Origin of the sequence: Curtobacterium sp. YC1 (assembly GCF_016267665.1) — a bacterium.
Taxonomy (GTDB): Bacteria; Actinomycetota; Actinomycetes; order Actinomycetales; family Microbacteriaceae; genus Curtobacterium.
The window spans coordinates 2,271,231-2,286,676 of record NZ_CP066341.1; the positions used below are offsets into that span (position 1 = coordinate 2,271,231).

Genomic DNA, 15,446 nt, shown 5'->3' on the forward strand with positions numbered 1-15,446 from the left:
GCGACCACCGTCATGCGGGGTCGACCTCGACGAGCGGTGCGACCGCGGCACGGATGCGGCGCTGGACCTCGTCGGTGGACTCGGCGGCGTCGACCACCAGGAAGCGCCCGGGCTCGGCGTCGGCCATGGCGCGGAACGCATCGCGCACCGACTGGTGGAACGCCCCGGCCTCGGACTCCAGCCGGTCGAAGGTGTCGCCTCGGGCAGCGGCCACCCGCGCACGCCCGACCGTGACGTCGAGGTCGAGCAGGATCGTCAGGTCCGGGGCCAGACCGTCGGCCGCCCAGGTCGACACCGAGCGGATCTGGTCGGCACCGAGGCCGCGGCCGACGCCCTGGTACGCGACCGAGGAGTCGATGTAGCGGTCCTGCAGGACGACCTCGTCACGCGCGAGCGCCGGCCGGACGACCGTCTCGACGTGCTGCGCGCGGTCCGCCGCGTAGAGCAGCGCCTCGGCACGGGGCGCCACGTGGCCGCGCTCGTGCAGCACCATCTCGCGGATGCGGACCCCCAGGTCGGTGCCGCCGGGTTCACGGGTCCGCAGGACGGTGCGACCGTGTCCGACGAGCCACGCCGAGAGCAGTTCCGCCTGGGTCGTCTTGCCCGCGCCGTCGCCGCCCTCGAGCGTGATGAACCGCCCGGTCACTTCTTCTTGGCCGCCGTCCGGCGGGCCGGGGTCTTCTTCTTGACCGGCCCCTTGGCCCGCTTGTCCGCGATCAGCTGCACGGCACGCGCGTGGTCGACCGCCTCGACGTCCTCGCCCCGCGGGATCGTCGCGTTCGTCTCGCCGTCGGTGACGTAGGGGCCGAACCGGCCGTCCTTCATCTTGATCGGCTTGCCGGAGACCGGGTCGGCGTCGAACTCCTTGAGCGCGGCGCTGGCGGTCCGGTTGCCGCCGTACTTCGGCTGTGCGAAGAGCTCGAGCGCGCCCGGCAGGTCGATGTCGAAGATCGCGTCCTCGCTGGGGAGCGTCCGGGTGTCCGTCCCCTTCTTCAGGTACGGACCGTACCGGCCGTTCTGCGCGGTGATGTCGTTGCCCGTTTCCGGGTCCTGCCCGACGACGCGCGGCAGGTCGAGGAGCTTGAGCGCGGTCTCGAGGTCGACGGTCTGCGGGTCCATCGACTTGAAGAGCGACGCGGTGCGTTCCTTCGGAGCGGCGGCCTTCTTGGTCGTCTTCTTCGCCGGAGCCTTCTTCGCCGGAGCCTTCCCCGCCGTGGCGGTCGTGCCCGCGGCGGCCTCGGCCGTGGCAGAGGCGTCGGTCGTCTCCGCTGCCGCGGGGGCCGCCTCGATGACCTCGCCGGTCTTCGGGTCCACCGTCGGCTCGGGTTCGGGCGTGCGCTCCGTGACGTAGGGACCGAAGCGGCCGTCCTTCGCCAGGACCTCCTTGCCGGTCTCCGGGTTCACACCGACGACGCGGTCGCCGAGCACAGGGGCGTCGACGAGTTCCTTCGCCTTGTCCACGGTGAGCTCGTCGGGGGCCAGGTCCTCGGGCACGTTGACCCGACGGGGCTTCTCCGGGTCGTCGCTCGGCACCTCGATGTAGGGGCCGTAGCGACCGATCCGCAGGGTGAGGCCCGGCGCGAGTTCGACCGAGTTGATCTCACGCGCGTCGATCTCACCGAGGTTGTCGATGACCGTCCGGAGGCCGCGCTGGTCGTCGTCGCCGCCACCGAAGTAGAAGCCCTTCAACCAGTCGACTCGGTCTGCGTCACCGCGCGCGATGCGGTCGAGGTCCTCTTCCATCTCAGCGGTGAAGTCGTACTCCACCAGCTCGCCGAAGTACTCCTCGAGCAGACGCACCACGCTGAACGCGATCCAGTTCGGCACGAGCTGGGTGCCGCGGAGCGACACGTAGCCACGGTCGATGATCGTCGGGCTGATGGTGGGGTAGGTCGACGGGCGCCCGATCCCCAGCTCTTCCAGCGTCTTGATCAGGCTGGCCTCGGTGAAGCGCGGCGGCGGCGTGGTGTCGTGGCCCTTCGCCTCGACGTCCGTCACGGCGAGGTGCTCGCCCTCGGACACGTTCGGCAGGGCGACGTCCTGGCCCGCACGCTCGGAGGACTCGTGGCGGTCCTCGTCACGGCCCTCTTCGTACGCGCTGAGGAAGCCACGGAACGTGATGACCGTGCCGGAGGCGGTGAACTCGGCGTCCGTGCCGTTCGCGGTCGAGGCGATGCCCTCCACCGACTCGGTCGACGCGATGCCGAGCACGATCGACGCGGTCGATCCCTTGGCGTCCGCCATCTGCGACGCGATGGTGCGCTTCCAGATGAGGTCGTACAGGCGCCACTCGACACCGGTCAGGGTGCCCTGCAGGTCCTGCGGGGTGCGGAACGAGTCACCGGCGGGGCGGATGGCCTCGTGTGCCTCCTGCGCGTTCTTGCTCTTGCTGGCGTACAGCCGGGGCTTGTCCGGCACCGTCGCCGCACCGTACAGGTCGGCCGCCTGCTTGCGCGCCGCGTCGATCGCCTGCTTCGAGAGCGAGACGGAGTCGGTACGGATGTAGGTGATGTAGCCGTTCTCGTACAGGGTCTGCGCGGCACGGGCGGTCTGCCGCGGCGACAGCCGGAGCTTGCGCGCCGCCTCCTGCTGGAGGGTCGAGGTGGTGAACGGCGCCGCCGGGCGACGCGTGTACGGCTTCGAGTCGACGCTGCGGACCGTGGCGTCGCCGGCGCGCTCGAGGACGGTCGTCAGCGACGCCGCTGCGGCCTCGTCGAGACGGACGACGTCACCGCTGAGCGTGCCGCGGTCGTCGAAGTCACGGCCGGACGCGACCCGGGTGCCGTGGATCCGCGCGAGCCGGGCGGAGAAGGAGGACTCGCCGGCCTTCTCGAACCGGGCGGAGAGGTCCCAGTAGTTGGCGGAGACGAAGGCCAGACGCTCGCGCTCGCGGTCGACGACCAGACGCGTCGCCGCGGACTGCACGCGGCCGGCGGACAGGCCCGGGGCGACCTTGCGCCACAGCACCGGTGAGACCTCGTACCCGTACAGGCGGTCGAGGATGCGGCGGGTCTCCTGCGCGTCGACGAGGGAGGTGTCGAGCTCGCGGGTCGCCTCCTGCGCGCGCTGGATCGCCTCCTTGGTGATCTCGTGGAAGACCATCCGCTTGACGGGGACCTTCGGCTTGAGGACCTGCAGGAGGTGCCACGCGATGGCCTCACCCTCGCGGTCTTCATCTGTTGCGAGGTAGAGCTCGTCGGCGTCCTTCAGGGCACGCTTGAGTTCGGAGACCGTCTTCTTCTTGGCGTCGGACACGACGTAGTACGGCTCGAAGCCGTTGTCGACGTCCACCGAGAACTTGCCGAGCGAGCCCTTCTTGAGCTCGGCCGGGAGGTTCTTGGGCTCGACGAGGTCGCGGATGTGTCCGACCGAGGCCTGGACGTCGTATCCGTCACCGAGGTATTGCGCGATCGTCTTCGCCTTCGCAGGGCTCTCGACGATCACGAGCTTCTTCGTGCCTGGCACGTGTCTCCTTGATCGATGGTGCTGGTCGGCCCTGTCCACGAACGTGTCCGGGTCGACCGTGACATCGGTGACCGCGGGCCGACAGGCACACCATACACATAGTGTTCGGACGGGTCGCCCGCCGGACCGGCCACCGCGACCGCGCTGGGTGCGAACGGACCGCTGCCGATCCGGACGCGCACGCGGGCGGTCGTCGCGGCGACGTCGCAGGCGTCGAGGGTCGCTCCGTTCGCGCCGGCGACACGGGACGCGACGGCGCACGGCGCGCCGGGGACGAGCCCGATGGCGGTGGCCGCCGCCCCCGTCGCCGCTGCGTCCGCCGCGGCTGCTGCCCGCTCCGCGAGGACGCGGTGCCCGGCAGCGGCGAGCGCCGTCGAGGCGAGCAGGACCGCCACCCCGAGCACCGCCGCGAGCAGGACGGTCGCCGAACCGTCCTCGCCGCCGCGTGCCACGTCACCCTCCCCCGGCGGCCGCACAGCCGGTGGCGCGGAGCGTCAGCGCCGCGAACGGACCGGCACCCGTGCGAGCGGCGTCGACGCAGACCAACCCGCTCTCGCGGCGGACGCCGAGCGTGGCGCCGGGCGCGATCCGGGAGGCCACGGCGAGTCCGGTGTCGTCCCCGCGTCCGACCGCCCGGGCCGCGGTCGCCGCCGCCGTCGTGAGCCGCCCCTGCCCGTCGACGACGAGCACCGCCGCGACGAGCGTGGTGAGCACGACGGCCACCACGGGGAGCGCGACGGCGAACTCGACGGTCACGGAGCCGCGTTCACGACGAGAGGGCGCCACGGACGAGGTCGGTCAGGATGGTCTGCACCTCGCCGGAGCGCATCACGGCGACGAGGACCCCGGCGAAGGCGACGGCGGCGAGGATGACGACGGCGTACTCGGCCGTCGCCGATCCCTGCTCGTCCCGCATGCGTGACCGCCAGCGGGCGCTCCAGCCGTCGCGCCGGCTGCTCGGTGCGGGGTGGGTGCGGTCCGGTGTGCTGTTCATGGGTTCCGTCCTTCCTGTTGCGGTGCGACCAGCCTGTCCGGGGTACCGGGTCGGCCGCGTGCGCCGTGGGCGTTCTGTGGAGAGGTCACCCGGTGCCCACCGTGGTGGAGGACAGGACGCCCACCACGACGGGCACCACCCCCACCAGGACGAAGGCCGGCAGCACGCACACCCCGAGCGGCAGCACCAGTCGGACGGCGAGCCGCTCGGCGGCGGCCAGCCCGTCGGCGGCTGCCTCGTCCCGCACGTCCTCGGCGGCGCGTCGGAGCAGCCCGGCGGCGGGGACGCCGGCGCGGCGGGCCAGGTCGAGGACGTCGTGGAGCCGGGCGGCCTCCCCGGGTGGCGGTGCGGCACCGCCGGACGCCTCGGCGACGGCCGCGCCCGCGGTCGTCCACGATCCCCCTCCGGCGACGGCGACAGCCCACGCGTCGAGGAGCACGCCGGGCACGTGGCCGTCGGGGGTGGCAGACCGCACCAGTCGTGCCGTCCAGCTCCGGCCGACCGTGACCAGCACTGCGGCGAGCGCCGTGCACGCCCAGCCGGCCGGTGAGCCGACGAGCACCTCGATCGCTCCTGCGCCCCAGGCCGCCCCGAGCCCGAGGCCGAAGAGCGGCAGGGCGAGCACGACCCGCGCGCTCGTCCGCGGTCCGGCGAGCGCGACGCGGACCGCGCGGTCGGACGCCGCCGTGCGGCGCAGCGCCCCGGCGAGCGCGCGGAGCGTGTCGGCCACCGGCGCTCCGGTGCGGTCGGCGACCCGCAGCACGACGGCGATGTCCCGCTCGGCGGGACCGCCGTGCGTCGGGAGGCCCCCGACGAGCTGCCAGGCCCGCGGTGGCGGCACGCCGGCCGCGACCAGGGTCGCGACCCGATCGAGCGCCCCCGCGACGACCGACGCACCAGAGGGCCCCGAGGGCCCCGATGCAGCTGAGCGGGGCCGACGTCCCGCGGCGGCCGCGCGAGGCGCAACCGGTGCGCGGGGCGCGCGGGGCGCACCCGACGCGCGGGACGCGCGCACCGCACCACGCACCCGGCCCACGCCGCTCCCCCGAGCCCGAGCCCGAGCCCGAGCCCCAGCCTTAGCCCGACGCTCCCCGCCGCTCACCCGCGCCCGCCCGCCGGACGCACCTCGAGCCTCCCGTCCGCCCCCACGCGCAGCGTGCCCACGCCGCCGAGCACACGCCCGCCCTGCCGTCGCTCCACGTGCAGGACCAGGTCGAACGCGCTGACCGCCTGGCGCGCGAGTGCCTCGGCCCCGAGTCCGGCCAACGCACCGAGCGCCTCGAGCCGTGCCGCCACGTCTGCGATGCCGTTGGCGTGCACCGTCCCCGCGCCGCCGTCGTGACCGGTGTTCAGCGCCGACACGAGCTCCCGCACCTCGGCCCCGCGGCACTCCCCCACGACGATCCGGTCGGGACGCATGCGCAGCGCCTCGCGCACGAGCCGGTCGAGCCCGAGCGCACCGGCGCCCTCCGCGTTCGCCTGCCGTGCCTCGAGCGCGACGACGTGCGGGTGGGCGATGCGGAGCTCGGCGACGTCCTCGACGGTCACGATGCGCTCGTGGGTCGGCACCGCCCCGAGCATCGCCGCGAGCAGTGTCGTCTTGCCGCTGCCGGTCGCCCCCGTCACCAGGACGTTGCGGCGACGGTCGACGGCGTCCTTGACCACCGCACGCGACACCGTCGAGAACGTCCCGGACCGTTCCAGGGCGGCGAGGGTGGGGCGGTGCACCTGGGGCAGTCGGATCGACAGGGCCGTGCCGGCGACGGAGACCGGGGCGAGCACCACGTGCACCCGCACCCCGTCGCCGTGTCGGACGTCGGCACACGGTGTGGTCTCGTCGACGTGTCGGCCGCCGAGCGCGACCAGGCGGGTCGCGAGTTCGCGGACGCGCCCCTCGGTCAGCCGCGGCCGGACCGCCACGAGCCCGGCACCCCGGTCCACCCAGGTCCCGACCCCACCGACCACGAGCACGTCGGTGACGGAGGCGTCCGCGACGAGTGCGGCGAGCTCCTCGAACTCGACCAGGCGGTCGGTGCGTCGACGCCGCGAGGGCACCGCACCGGGCAGGAAGGGTCCGCTGGCGTCGTGGGCCGCGTGCGCCGGCCCCGGCGGAGTCGACGGCGGACCGGATCGGGACGGCGGGGATGGCGGGTTCGGCGGGGCGCGATGCAGGGGCACACGCCGACCGTACGGACGAACGGGATCCCACCAGCCGCCCCACACATGCGCGGTGGACAACTCCCTCCAGCCAGCACCAACGGTCCGATGTGTACCCCGAAACGGAAAGCCGTACCCCGGTCGGTGACGCGACACCAGGCACGACCGAGCGCGGCGGATCGAGCATCCCGGAGCCGCGGAAGAAGGGTTCAGCGCGCCACGCTCGCGCAACCGAGTTCATCCCTCGTCATGGACCGTTCTGTCCACGACGACCGCATACCCGCGCGGATCGTAGCGCGTCATCGGAGTCCGAACAGCGACGATCACTCGCATCAGACCCCGGGAAACAGAAGAGGCGGCACCGGTTGGGGGGAACAGGTGCCGCCTTGACATCGAGGGATTGGGGGGAATCCGATTCGATGCCGCCGGAAACGAGTCCAGCGGGATCTACTGTACCCCATGATCGGCCTCCCGGGGCAACCCCGGACACGACCGCCGGGCGTGCCGCCGTGCCACCGCCCGGTGGGGTGAGGGGTAGCATCCCGGTGCACCCCGCCGCAACGACGCGAAAGGACATCGATGTCCACTCCGACCCAGACCGACTCCCGTGGCGACGACGGAGCGACCTTCGCGCCGCCGCCCGAGTTCGTGGCCGACGCGATCGCCGGCGAGGACCTCCACCACGCCGCGACGGCCGACCGCGAGGCGTTCTGGGCCGGGCAGGCGCGGGACCTCGTCGACTGGCGCACGCCCTTCACGCAGACCCTCGACTGGTCGGGTGCCCCGTTCGCGAAGTGGTTCGCCGACGGCACCCTCAACGTCGCCGAGAACTGCCTCGACCGGCACGTCCGCGCGGGCAACGGCGACCGGGTCGCGATCCACTTCGAGGGAGCACCGGGCGACACCCGCCGCATCACCTACGCCGAGCTCACCGCCGAGGTGCAGCGCGCCGCGAACATGCTCACCGACCTGGGCGTCGGACAGGGCGACCGTGTCGTGGTCTACCTGCCGCTCATCCCCGAGGCCGTCGTCACGATGCTGGCCGTGGCCCGCATCGGCGCCGTGCACTCCGTCGTGTTCGGTGGGTTCAGCGCCGAGAGCCTCCGCGCCCGCATCGAGGACGCCGGCGCCAAGCTGGTCGTCACCGCCGACGGCGGCTGGCGTCGCGGTGCCGTGTCCGCGCTCAAGCCCGCCGTCGACGAAGCCCTGACCGGCGACGGCACGGACAGCGTCGAGCACGTGCTGGTCGTCAAGCGCGGCGGCAACGAGATCACCTGGAACGACCGCGACCTGTGGTGGCACGACGAGCTGGCGAAGGCCGCGCCCGAGCACGTGGCCCGGGCCTTCCCCGCCGAGACCCCGCTGTTCATCCTGTACACCTCGGGCACGACGGGGAAGCCGAAGGGCATCGTGCACACCTCCGGTGGGTACCTGACCCAGGCGGCGTACACGCACAAGAACGTGTTCGACATGCACCCCGAGAAGGACGTCTACTGGTGCACCGCCGACATCGGCTGGATCACCGGGCACTCCTACGTCGTGTACGGGCCCCTCGCGAACGGCGTCACCCAGGTGCTCTACGAGGGCACCCCGGACGAGCCGCAGCCGGGGCGCTGGTGGGACATCGTCGACTCCTACGGCGTCACCGTCCTGTACACGGCGCCCACCGCGGTGCGCGCCGCGATGAAGGCCGGCCGACAGATCCCCGAGGCGCGCAGCCTGCAGACCCTCCGCCTGCTCGGCAGCGTCGGTGAACCGATCAACCCCGAGGCGTGGCAGTGGTACCGGCAGGTCATCGGCCACGACCGCACCCCGATCGTCGACACCTGGTGGCAGACGGAGACCGGCGCGATCATGATCTCCGCGCTGCCCGGCGTCACGAAGCTCAAGCCCGGCGCTGCGCAGACACCGCTGCCCGGCATCGTCGCCGAGATCGTCGACGACGACGGCAACCGCGCCGACCCGGGCGAGAGCGGCTACCTCACGATCACCGAGCCCTGGCCGTCGATGGCGCGCGGCATCTGGAACGACCCCGACCGCTTCGTCGAGACGTACTGGTCACGGTTCCCGGGCCGCTACTTCGCGGGCGACGGCGCTCGGCTCGACGGCCAGGGCGACATCTGGATCCAGGGCCGCGTCGACGACGTCATGAACGTCTCCGGTCACCGGCTGTCGACCGCGGAGATCGAGTCCGCCCTGGTCGGGCACGAGGGCGTCGCCGAGGCGGCCGTCGTGGGCGCCGCCGACGAGACCACGGGCCAGGCTGTCGTCGCGTACGTGATCCTGACCGCCGAGGCCGCTGCGGACGTCGACCGTCAGGCCGTCGCCGCGGAGCTCCGGAACTGGGTCGGCAAGCGGATCGGCGCGATCGCGAAGCCCCGGCAGGTCGTCATCGTGCCCGAGCTGCCGAAGACGCGCTCCGGCAAGATCATGCGCCGTCTGCTCCGCGACGCGGCGGAGGGCCGCCGCATCGGCGACACGACCACGCTCGCCGACCCGACGATCATGGCGACCATCGCGGATCTCATGTAGCGGGAACGACGCGAGCCGCGCCTCCCGACCGGGTCGGACGGGAGGCGCGGCTCGCGTGACGTGTGCAGCTGACGGTCCGTCAGGCGGTGAGCTCAACCACCAGCTCGACCTCGACCGGTGCGTCCAGCGGGAGCACCGCGACGCCCACCGCGCTGCGCGCGTGGACGCCGGCGTCACCGAAGACCTCGCCGACCAGGGTCGACGCGCCGTTCGCGACACCGGGCTGGCCCGTGAAGGACGGGTCCGACGCCACGAACACCGTGACCTTCACGACACGGGCCACGCGATCGAGCGAGCCGGCGACCGACTGCACGGCGGCCAGGGCGTTCAGCGCGGCCACGCGCGCCTGGGCGGTGGCGGTCTCGGCGTCGACCGACGCCCCGACCTTGCCGGTGACGGGCAGCGCGCCGTCGACGAACGGCAACTGGCCCGCCGTGTAGACGTACTGGCCGGTGACGACTGCCGGGACGTAGGCGGCGACGGGCGCGGCGACCGGCGGGAGCGTCAACCCGAGCTCGGCGAGCCGGTCGGCGATGCTCATGCGTCGGCCTTGGGGCGCTTCAGGTAGGCGACGAGGCCGCCCTCGGGACCGGTGACGATCTGGACCAGCTCCCAGCCCTCGTCCCCGTAGTTGTTGAGGATCGCGGTGGTGTTGTGGATCATCAGGGGCGTGGTGAAGTACTCCCAGCGAGTCATGCGGTTCCTTGCCAGCCTTTCAGTCGTGGGTGTCGTTTAGGCTGCATCCTATGTCTGCCCAGAAGACGTCTGCATCGCGGACCAAGCCCGTCTCAGCAGTCGGCGCCTTCATCGGATTCGTCGGGTTCAGTGCCCTCGCCGGCCTGCTCGTGACGATCGGTGTCACCCCCGCGATCGCGGTCGCCGGCGTGACGACGACGTCCACGATCGGTGTGTTCGAGTCGCTGCCGGAGTACATCGAGATCGGTGACCTGCCGCAGCGCAACGAGATGTACGCGTACTCGGGCGGCAAGTCGGTGCACTTCGCCACGCTGTACGACCAGAACCGCCAGGAGCTGAAGTTCGACCAGATCAGCGACCAGCTGAAGAACGCGGCGATCGACGGCGAGGACAAGCGCTTCTACGACCACGGCGGCGTCGACATGACCTCGCTCATCCGCGCGGGTGTCGGCAGCATCGCCGGCGGGCTCGGCGAGTCGGGCGGTGGGTCGACCCTGACCATGCAGCTCGTCCGCAACATCAAGATGCAGCAGGCCCTCGAGCTCCCCACGAAGAAGGAGCAGGTCAAGGCCTACAACGAGGCCGTGGAGCAGACCATCCCCCGCAAGCTCGAGGAGATGAAGCTCGCGATCGGGCTGGCGAAGAAGTACTCCAAGAAGGAGATCCTCACCGCCTACCTGAACATCGCCTACTTCGGCGACCAGACCTACGGCGTGCAGGCCGCCGCGCAGCACTACTACAACAAGAGCGCGACCGACCTGACCCCGGCCGAGGCCGCGTCGCTCATCGCGATCGTGCAGTACCCCGAGGCGCGCAACCTGTCGAGCCCGAAGAAGTACGACGCGAACGTGGCCCGACGCAACGTGGTCCTGCGCTCGATGTACGCGCAGAAGAACCTGACCGAGGAGGAGTACCGCACGGCGCGCCAGTCGAAGCCGGCGGACTACGTGCACCTGACGCAGCCGTCGCAGGGCTGCCGGGCATCGGTCGGCGACGGTTCGCAGTTCTTCTGCGACTACGCCAAGAAGGTCGTGCTCGAGATGCCGCAGCTCGGCTCGTCGCAGAAGGCGCGTGACACCGCGTGGCGGAACGGCGGCTACAAGATCCAGACGTCGCTGAACATCGACCTGAACGCCGAGCAGAAGCGTCTGTTGAACACGTACGACAACAAGGCCGAGACGAACATGGCGCTCGGCGCGACCCTCAACTCCATCGAGGCCGGGTCGGGGCGCATCATCACGATGGCGCAGAACAAGGACTTCGACGAATCGCTGAAGTCCGCCCCCACGTCGACGTCGCTGAACTACAGCGTGGACGAGAAGTACGGGAGCTCGAAGGGCTTCCAGACGGGCTCCACGTACAAGCTCTTCACCCTGCTCGACTGGGTGAAGCAGGGGCACGGCCTGAACGAGACCGTCAGTGGAGCGGAGCGAACGGTCTCGCCGTGGACCATCTGCGGCCAGACGGACTACACCGCGTTCCCGGTGTCGAACGATGCTCCGGGTGAGGGCGGCAATTGGAGCGTCATGGGTGCCACCGCTGGTTCCATCAACGGCGCGTTCGCCTCGATGGCGCAGAAGCTCGACCTCTGCGACATCCGCGACGTCGCGAAGTCGCTCGGCGTCCACCGTGCGGACGGCGACGAGCTCCAGTACATGAACCCGTCCGCGATCCTCGGTACCAACGAGATCGCGCCGATGACGATGGCCTCCGCCTACGCCGCGGTCGCGAACAACGGTGTGTACTGCAAGCCGATCGCGATCGACCAGATCACCTCGCCGTCGGGCAAGAAGCTCGGCGGCCAGACGAAGGACTGCAAGCAGGCCGTCGACCCGGCCTTCGCGCAGGCCGCGGTCTACGCCATGAAGGGCACGATCAGGAGCGGTACTGCCCAGGGCGCGCAGACCCCCGACGGTACGCAGCTCTTCGCGAAGACGGGTACCACCGACGAGGCCGACCAGATCTGGCTCGTCGGCGCGAGCTCGCGTGTCGCCACCGCCTACTGGCAGGGCAACACCGACGGCCGGAAGATCAACCTCCGCCACTTCAGCAACGGCGTGAGCAACACCTACGCCGGCGCTCGCGCTGACGTCTGGCGTCAGGCCATGACCCCGATCAACGCCCTCTACCCGGCGGGCCCGTTCACCGATCCGCAGCAGTCGTCCATCCGTGGCAACGCCAAGTCGCTGCCGAACCTGCAGGGCAAGACCGCCGACGAGGCACGCTCGGCGATCTCCGGCGCCGGCTTCACCTACGTCGACGGCGGAGTTCGCCCGGGCACCGGCGAGCCCGGCCGTGTCTCGACGACCTCCCCGGCCGCCGGCGCGCTGCTCTCCAGCGGCGCGAGCGTCACGGTCTACACGTCGGACGGCAGCCAGGCGACGGTCCCCGACATCGGCGGTGCGTCCGTCGGCAGCGCCCGCTCGGCACTGAACGACGCCGGCTTCACCAACGTCAGCCTCACCGAGGACTACGCGAAGGGCGGCGGCGGCAAGACCTGCAAGGTCGCGGCCGTCGAGCCGGCCGCCAACACCGACGTGGCCAAGGACGCCGAACTCCGCGTCCAGCTCTACGGCGACAAGAACGGCAAGGCGCCGAAGGACTGCAAGTGACACGCGGTCGCGCCGCGCTGGGGGTCCTCGCAGCGGGCGCGGCCGTCGGTGCAGCTTCGGCGGCCTGGGGCTCGCTCGTCGAGCGCCGTCGCTTCGGGATCCGGTGGGAGACCATCCCGGTCCTCCCGCCGGGGTCGCGCGACGTCACGGTCCTGCACCTGTCGGACATCCACATGGCCCCGTGGCAGGCCGACAAGCAGCAGTGGATCCGCGACCTCAGCCTGGTCGAGCCCGACTTCGTCGTGAACACCGGCGACAACCTCGGCCACGCCACGGCCAACGCCGCCGTCGAGTACGCGCTCGAGCCGTTCCGCGGGGTGCCCGGCGTCTTCGCCTACGGGTCGAACGACTTCTTCGGCCCTTCCCCCCGCAACCCGCTGCGGTACTTCTCGGGCCCGAGCAGCACGCACGCCACCGCCACACCCGTGGAACTCGACATCGACCGCCAGACGGCGTTCTTCGAGTCCCTCGGCTGGCTCGACCTGAACGACAAGGCGCACGCCGTCGAACTGCGCGGCTCGCGCTTCGAGTTGTTCGGCACGTCGGACGCCCACCGCGACTGGGACCGGCTCGACCTGCTGCCGACGAACGTCGACGAGATGCGCAGCGACGTGTCCTGGTCCGACGACGAGGACGGCCCCGCCCCGGTGTCGATCGCGGTCACGCACGCGCCCTACCGGCGGGTGCTCGACGCCTTCGTCACGCAGGGTGCCGACGTCATCTTCGCGGGACACACGCACGGCGGCCAGGTCGCGGTGCCCGGGGTCGGTGCACTGCTCACGAACAGCGACCTCCCCCGCCGGTTCGCCAGCGGGCTGCACAAGTGGGAGCACCGCAACCACTGGTCGTGGCTCGAGGTCTCGGCCGGTCTCGGCACGTCGATCTACGCCCCGGTCCGGTTCGCGTGCCGTCCCGAGGCCGTCGTCGTCACCCTGACTGCACGGACCTCCTGATCCGACGCGCCCGGGAGTTCACCCGATGGTCGTGAGCATCCCCGAACATCGGATAGACTTCTGGGGTTGCTCCGACACGGAGTGACCACACCGCGGGGTGTGGCGCAGCTTGGTAGCGCGCCTCGTTCGGGACGAGGAGGTCGCAGGTTCAAATCCTGTCACCCCGACACTGTGTTGAGACAGTACGAAGAAGGCCCTGGTTCTCCGGAACCAGGGCCTTCTTCTTTGCCCCGGCGCGCTTCGACCGTCGGATGGGTCGCACGACCCATGCGCGACCTCCTCCCCCACCGCGAGCACGCCCTCCCGCTACGCTCGCAAGCGCCATGCAGAACGACCATCCCCTCGCCGCCGTGCTCACCACGATCGCCGCGGAGTTCCCCGACGTCGCGGACGACCCGGTCCTGACGCAGAACCTGGTCGACAACGTGACGTCGATGATCGCCGAGGCCCACGAGCGGTACGCGGCGGGCACCGACGGCAGCGTCGTGAGCCACGCGTTCCTCGACCCCGAACACCTGGCGACCGGGAGCCTGCACGCCGAGCACGCCCAACACCCGGCGGGTGCCATGCTCGCCGCCGAGATGCTGTTCGACGCCTACCTGCCGGTCTTCGTCGACGAGGTCGGTGCGACGTCCACCGTCGAGGTCCTGCGCGCCACCCGGGCCCTGCACGCCGGCATCTGGAGCCGGTTCCCCGCCGGGGCGGTCGCCTACACCGAGGCACTGCGCCAGCGCGTCACGACGGCGCACCTGGACTCCCGTACGCAGATCGCGCGGGACCTGCACGACCGCGTGGCACACGGCATCCTCGCCGGGTTGCAACGCCTCGACCTCGTCCTGTTGACGGACCCGCCGGCGGACGAACGAGCCGACCAGCTGGACGACGCCGCACGGCTGCTGCGCCGAGCCCTCGGCGACGTACAGGACCTGGCGGTCAGCCTGCACGCCCGGGTCGGGGACGCACTGCTCGACGACGCGCTCCGTCGGCACGTGCGGGACCTGTTCCCCGACGACGACCGGCTGTCGGTCGGGTCGACGGGCACGCCCGCTCCGCTGCCGAACTGGCAGGCCGAGGAAGCCCTGACGATCCTGCTCGAGGCGCTGACGAACCGCAGCAAGCACGCTCCCGGATCGACGACGTCGGTGCACTTCGACTGGTCGCCCGCTGCGGTGGTCGTGACCGTCTCCGACGACGGTCCGGGCTTCGACCCGAGCGCCGACGCCGACGGACGCCTCGGGCGACAGACGATGCGCGAGCGAGCCGCGGTCATCGGCGCCCGACTCGACGTCGAGAGCGTCGAGAGCGGTCCGGACACCGGCACCACCGTCCGGCTGACGATCCCGAGGGGCACGCTGTGACCGTCACGCACGTGGCCGTCGTCGATGACCACCGGCTGTTCCGCGAGGGGCTCGTCACGATCCTCGGTTCGGTGCCGACGGTCCGGGTGGTCGCACACGGGGAGCGGCCGTCCGACGTGCTCGACTCCCCCGAGGCCGCCGCGATCGACGTCCTGCTGCTCGACGTCGAACTCGACGGACCACCCGCACGCACGACGATCGCCACGGTCCGCCGCACCCGGCCGGACATCGCGGTCGTGGTGCTCACCATGCACCGGGACGCCGTGCTGCGCCGGACCCTGCTCGACGCCGGCGCGGTCGACTTCGTGACGAAGGACACCCCGAGCCGCGAACTCGTCGACCGCATCGCGCGCGCAGCCCACGCCGACGCCGCCTCCGTCACCTTCCCGGTCGACCTGGTGACCGAGGCCCGCGCGGGCTCACCGCTGAGCGACCGCGAACTCGAGGTCCTGCGACTGATCGCCGCCGCCCGAAGCAACGCCGAGATCGCCGCCGACCTGCAGCTCGCGATCGGCACGGTGAAGCGCCACGTCTACAACGTGTTCCGCAAGCTCGACGTCGGTTCCCGCGTCGGCGCGGTCGCCGCTGCGACGCGCCTGGGCTTGCTCCCCTGAGGCAGCGCCCCACTGGGTGAGCAGGAATGGTCGGGTGCCCAGCGGCGACCCGACCATTCCTGCTC

At 71.6% G+C, this 15,446-nt stretch carries 14 protein-coding genes and 1 tRNA gene; 6 read left to right on the forward strand and 9 right to left on the reverse strand.

Features of this window, described 5'->3' with window-relative positions; all coding sequences use genetic code 11:
* Window positions 1-10: 10 nt before the first annotated feature.
* The 7 genes from tmk to I8920_RS10640 form a co-directional block, all read right to left on the reverse strand.
* Window positions 11-646, reverse strand: a complete 636-nt coding sequence (gene tmk, locus I8920_RS10610; RefSeq protein WP_198656324.1) for a dTMP kinase — start codon at window positions 644-646, stop codon at window positions 11-13.
* Window positions 643-3,465 (reverse strand): type I DNA topoisomerase, encoded by a 2,823-nt coding sequence (gene topA, locus I8920_RS10615; RefSeq protein ID WP_198656325.1) that lies wholly within the window; start codon window positions 3,463-3,465, stop codon window positions 643-645. Before topA ends, tmk begins: the two co-directional genes overlap by 4 nt.
* The gene (locus tag I8920_RS10620; RefSeq protein WP_198656326.1) at window positions 3,441-3,917 is read right to left on the reverse strand and encodes a hypothetical protein; all 477 of its coding nucleotides are present in this window, start codon (window positions 3,915-3,917) and stop codon (window positions 3,441-3,443) included. The genes topA and I8920_RS10620 overlap by 25 nt, the downstream gene beginning before the upstream one ends.
* Before the next feature lies 1 nt (window position 3,918).
* Window positions 3,919-4,221 carry a TadE family type IV pilus minor pilin gene (locus I8920_RS10625; protein ID WP_198656327.1) on the reverse strand — a complete coding sequence of 101 codons (303 nt, stop codon included), beginning with the start codon at window positions 4,219-4,221 and terminating at the stop codon, window positions 3,919-3,921.
* A 10-nt stretch (window positions 4,222-4,231) separates the two neighbouring features.
* Window positions 4,232-4,459 carry a DUF4244 domain-containing protein gene (locus I8920_RS10630; protein ID WP_232832718.1) on the reverse strand — a complete coding sequence of 76 codons (228 nt, stop codon included), beginning with the start codon at window positions 4,457-4,459 and terminating at the stop codon, window positions 4,232-4,234.
* Between the two features lie 85 nt (window positions 4,460-4,544).
* Window positions 4,545-5,561, reverse strand: coding sequence for a type II secretion system F family protein (locus I8920_RS10635; RefSeq protein ID WP_269802228.1), 1,017 nt, complete (start codon window positions 5,559-5,561; stop codon window positions 4,545-4,547).
* The gene (locus tag I8920_RS10640; protein WP_442873558.1) at window positions 5,558-6,637 is read right to left on the reverse strand and encodes a CpaF family protein; all 1,080 of its coding nucleotides are present in this window, start codon (window positions 6,635-6,637) and stop codon (window positions 5,558-5,560) included. Before I8920_RS10640 ends, I8920_RS10635 begins: the two co-directional genes overlap by 4 nt.
* 558 nt (window positions 6,638-7,195) lie before the next feature.
* Between I8920_RS10640 and acs the strand changes: the two genes are divergently transcribed.
* Window positions 7,196-9,148, forward strand: coding sequence for an acetate--CoA ligase (gene acs, locus I8920_RS10645; RefSeq protein WP_198656329.1), 1,953 nt, complete (start codon window positions 7,196-7,198; stop codon window positions 9,146-9,148).
* Between the two features lie 79 nt (window positions 9,149-9,227).
* Here the strand turns inward: acs and I8920_RS10650 are convergent, their stop codons facing one another.
* Together I8920_RS10650 and I8920_RS10655 are read right to left on the reverse strand one after the other, a co-directional pair.
* Window positions 9,228-9,689, reverse strand: a complete 462-nt coding sequence (locus I8920_RS10650) for a RidA family protein (protein WP_198656330.1) — start codon at window positions 9,687-9,689, stop codon at window positions 9,228-9,230.
* A complete protein-coding gene (locus tag I8920_RS10655; RefSeq protein WP_017888699.1) occupies window positions 9,686-9,844 on the reverse strand; it encodes a DUF4177 domain-containing protein in 159 nt (52 codons plus the stop codon). Before I8920_RS10655 ends, I8920_RS10650 begins: the two co-directional genes overlap by 4 nt.
* 50 nt (window positions 9,845-9,894) lie before the next feature.
* Here I8920_RS10655 and I8920_RS10660 point away from each other — a divergent pair, with 50 nt between their 5' ends.
* The 5 genes from I8920_RS10660 to I8920_RS10680 all read left to right on the forward strand — a co-directional run bounded on the left by I8920_RS10660 (window position 9,895) and on the right by I8920_RS10680 (window position 15,381).
* Window positions 9,895-12,456 (forward strand): transglycosylase domain-containing protein, encoded by a 2,562-nt coding sequence (locus tag I8920_RS10660; RefSeq protein ID WP_198656331.1) that lies wholly within the window; start codon window positions 9,895-9,897, stop codon window positions 12,454-12,456.
* Window positions 12,453-13,409 (forward strand): metallophosphoesterase, encoded by a 957-nt coding sequence (locus I8920_RS10665; protein ID WP_198656332.1) that lies wholly within the window; start codon window positions 12,453-12,455, stop codon window positions 13,407-13,409. The genes I8920_RS10660 and I8920_RS10665 overlap by 4 nt, the downstream gene beginning before the upstream one ends.
* A 93-nt stretch (window positions 13,410-13,502) precedes the next feature.
* Window positions 13,503-13,576, forward strand: a tRNA-Pro gene (locus tag I8920_RS10670).
* Window positions 13,577-13,732: 156 nt separating this feature from the next.
* A complete protein-coding gene (locus I8920_RS10675; protein WP_198656333.1) occupies window positions 13,733-14,767 on the forward strand; it encodes a sensor histidine kinase in 1,035 nt (344 codons plus the stop codon).
* A complete protein-coding gene (locus I8920_RS10680) occupies window positions 14,764-15,381 on the forward strand; it encodes a response regulator transcription factor (RefSeq protein ID WP_232832720.1) in 618 nt (205 codons plus the stop codon). Before I8920_RS10675 ends, I8920_RS10680 begins: the two co-directional genes overlap by 4 nt.
* Window positions 15,382-15,446 lie beyond the last annotated feature (65 nt).

What these genes read in the sequence shown, in the direction of transcription:
- I8920_RS10630 (WP_232832718.1), bottom strand. Translation starts at nt 4,459, where the DNA reads ATGAACAGCACACCGGACCGCACCCACCCCGCACCGAGCAGCCGGCGC.
- I8920_RS10655 (WP_017888699.1), bottom strand. Translation starts at nt 9,844, where the DNA reads ATGACTCGCTGGGAGTACTTCACCACGCCCCTGATGATCCACAACACC.
- I8920_RS10650 (WP_198656330.1), bottom strand. Translation starts at nt 9,689, where the DNA reads ATGAGCATCGCCGACCGGCTCGCCGAGCTCGGGTTGACGCTCCCGCCG.
- I8920_RS10675 (WP_198656333.1), top strand. Translation starts at nt 13,733, where the DNA reads ATGCAGAACGACCATCCCCTCGCCGCCGTGCTCACCACGATCGCCGCG.
- I8920_RS10660 (WP_198656331.1), top strand. Translation starts at nt 9,895, where the DNA reads ATGTCTGCCCAGAAGACGTCTGCATCGCGGACCAAGCCCGTCTCAGCA.
- acs (WP_198656329.1), top strand. Translation starts at nt 7,196, where the DNA reads ATGTCCACTCCGACCCAGACCGACTCCCGTGGCGACGACGGAGCGACC.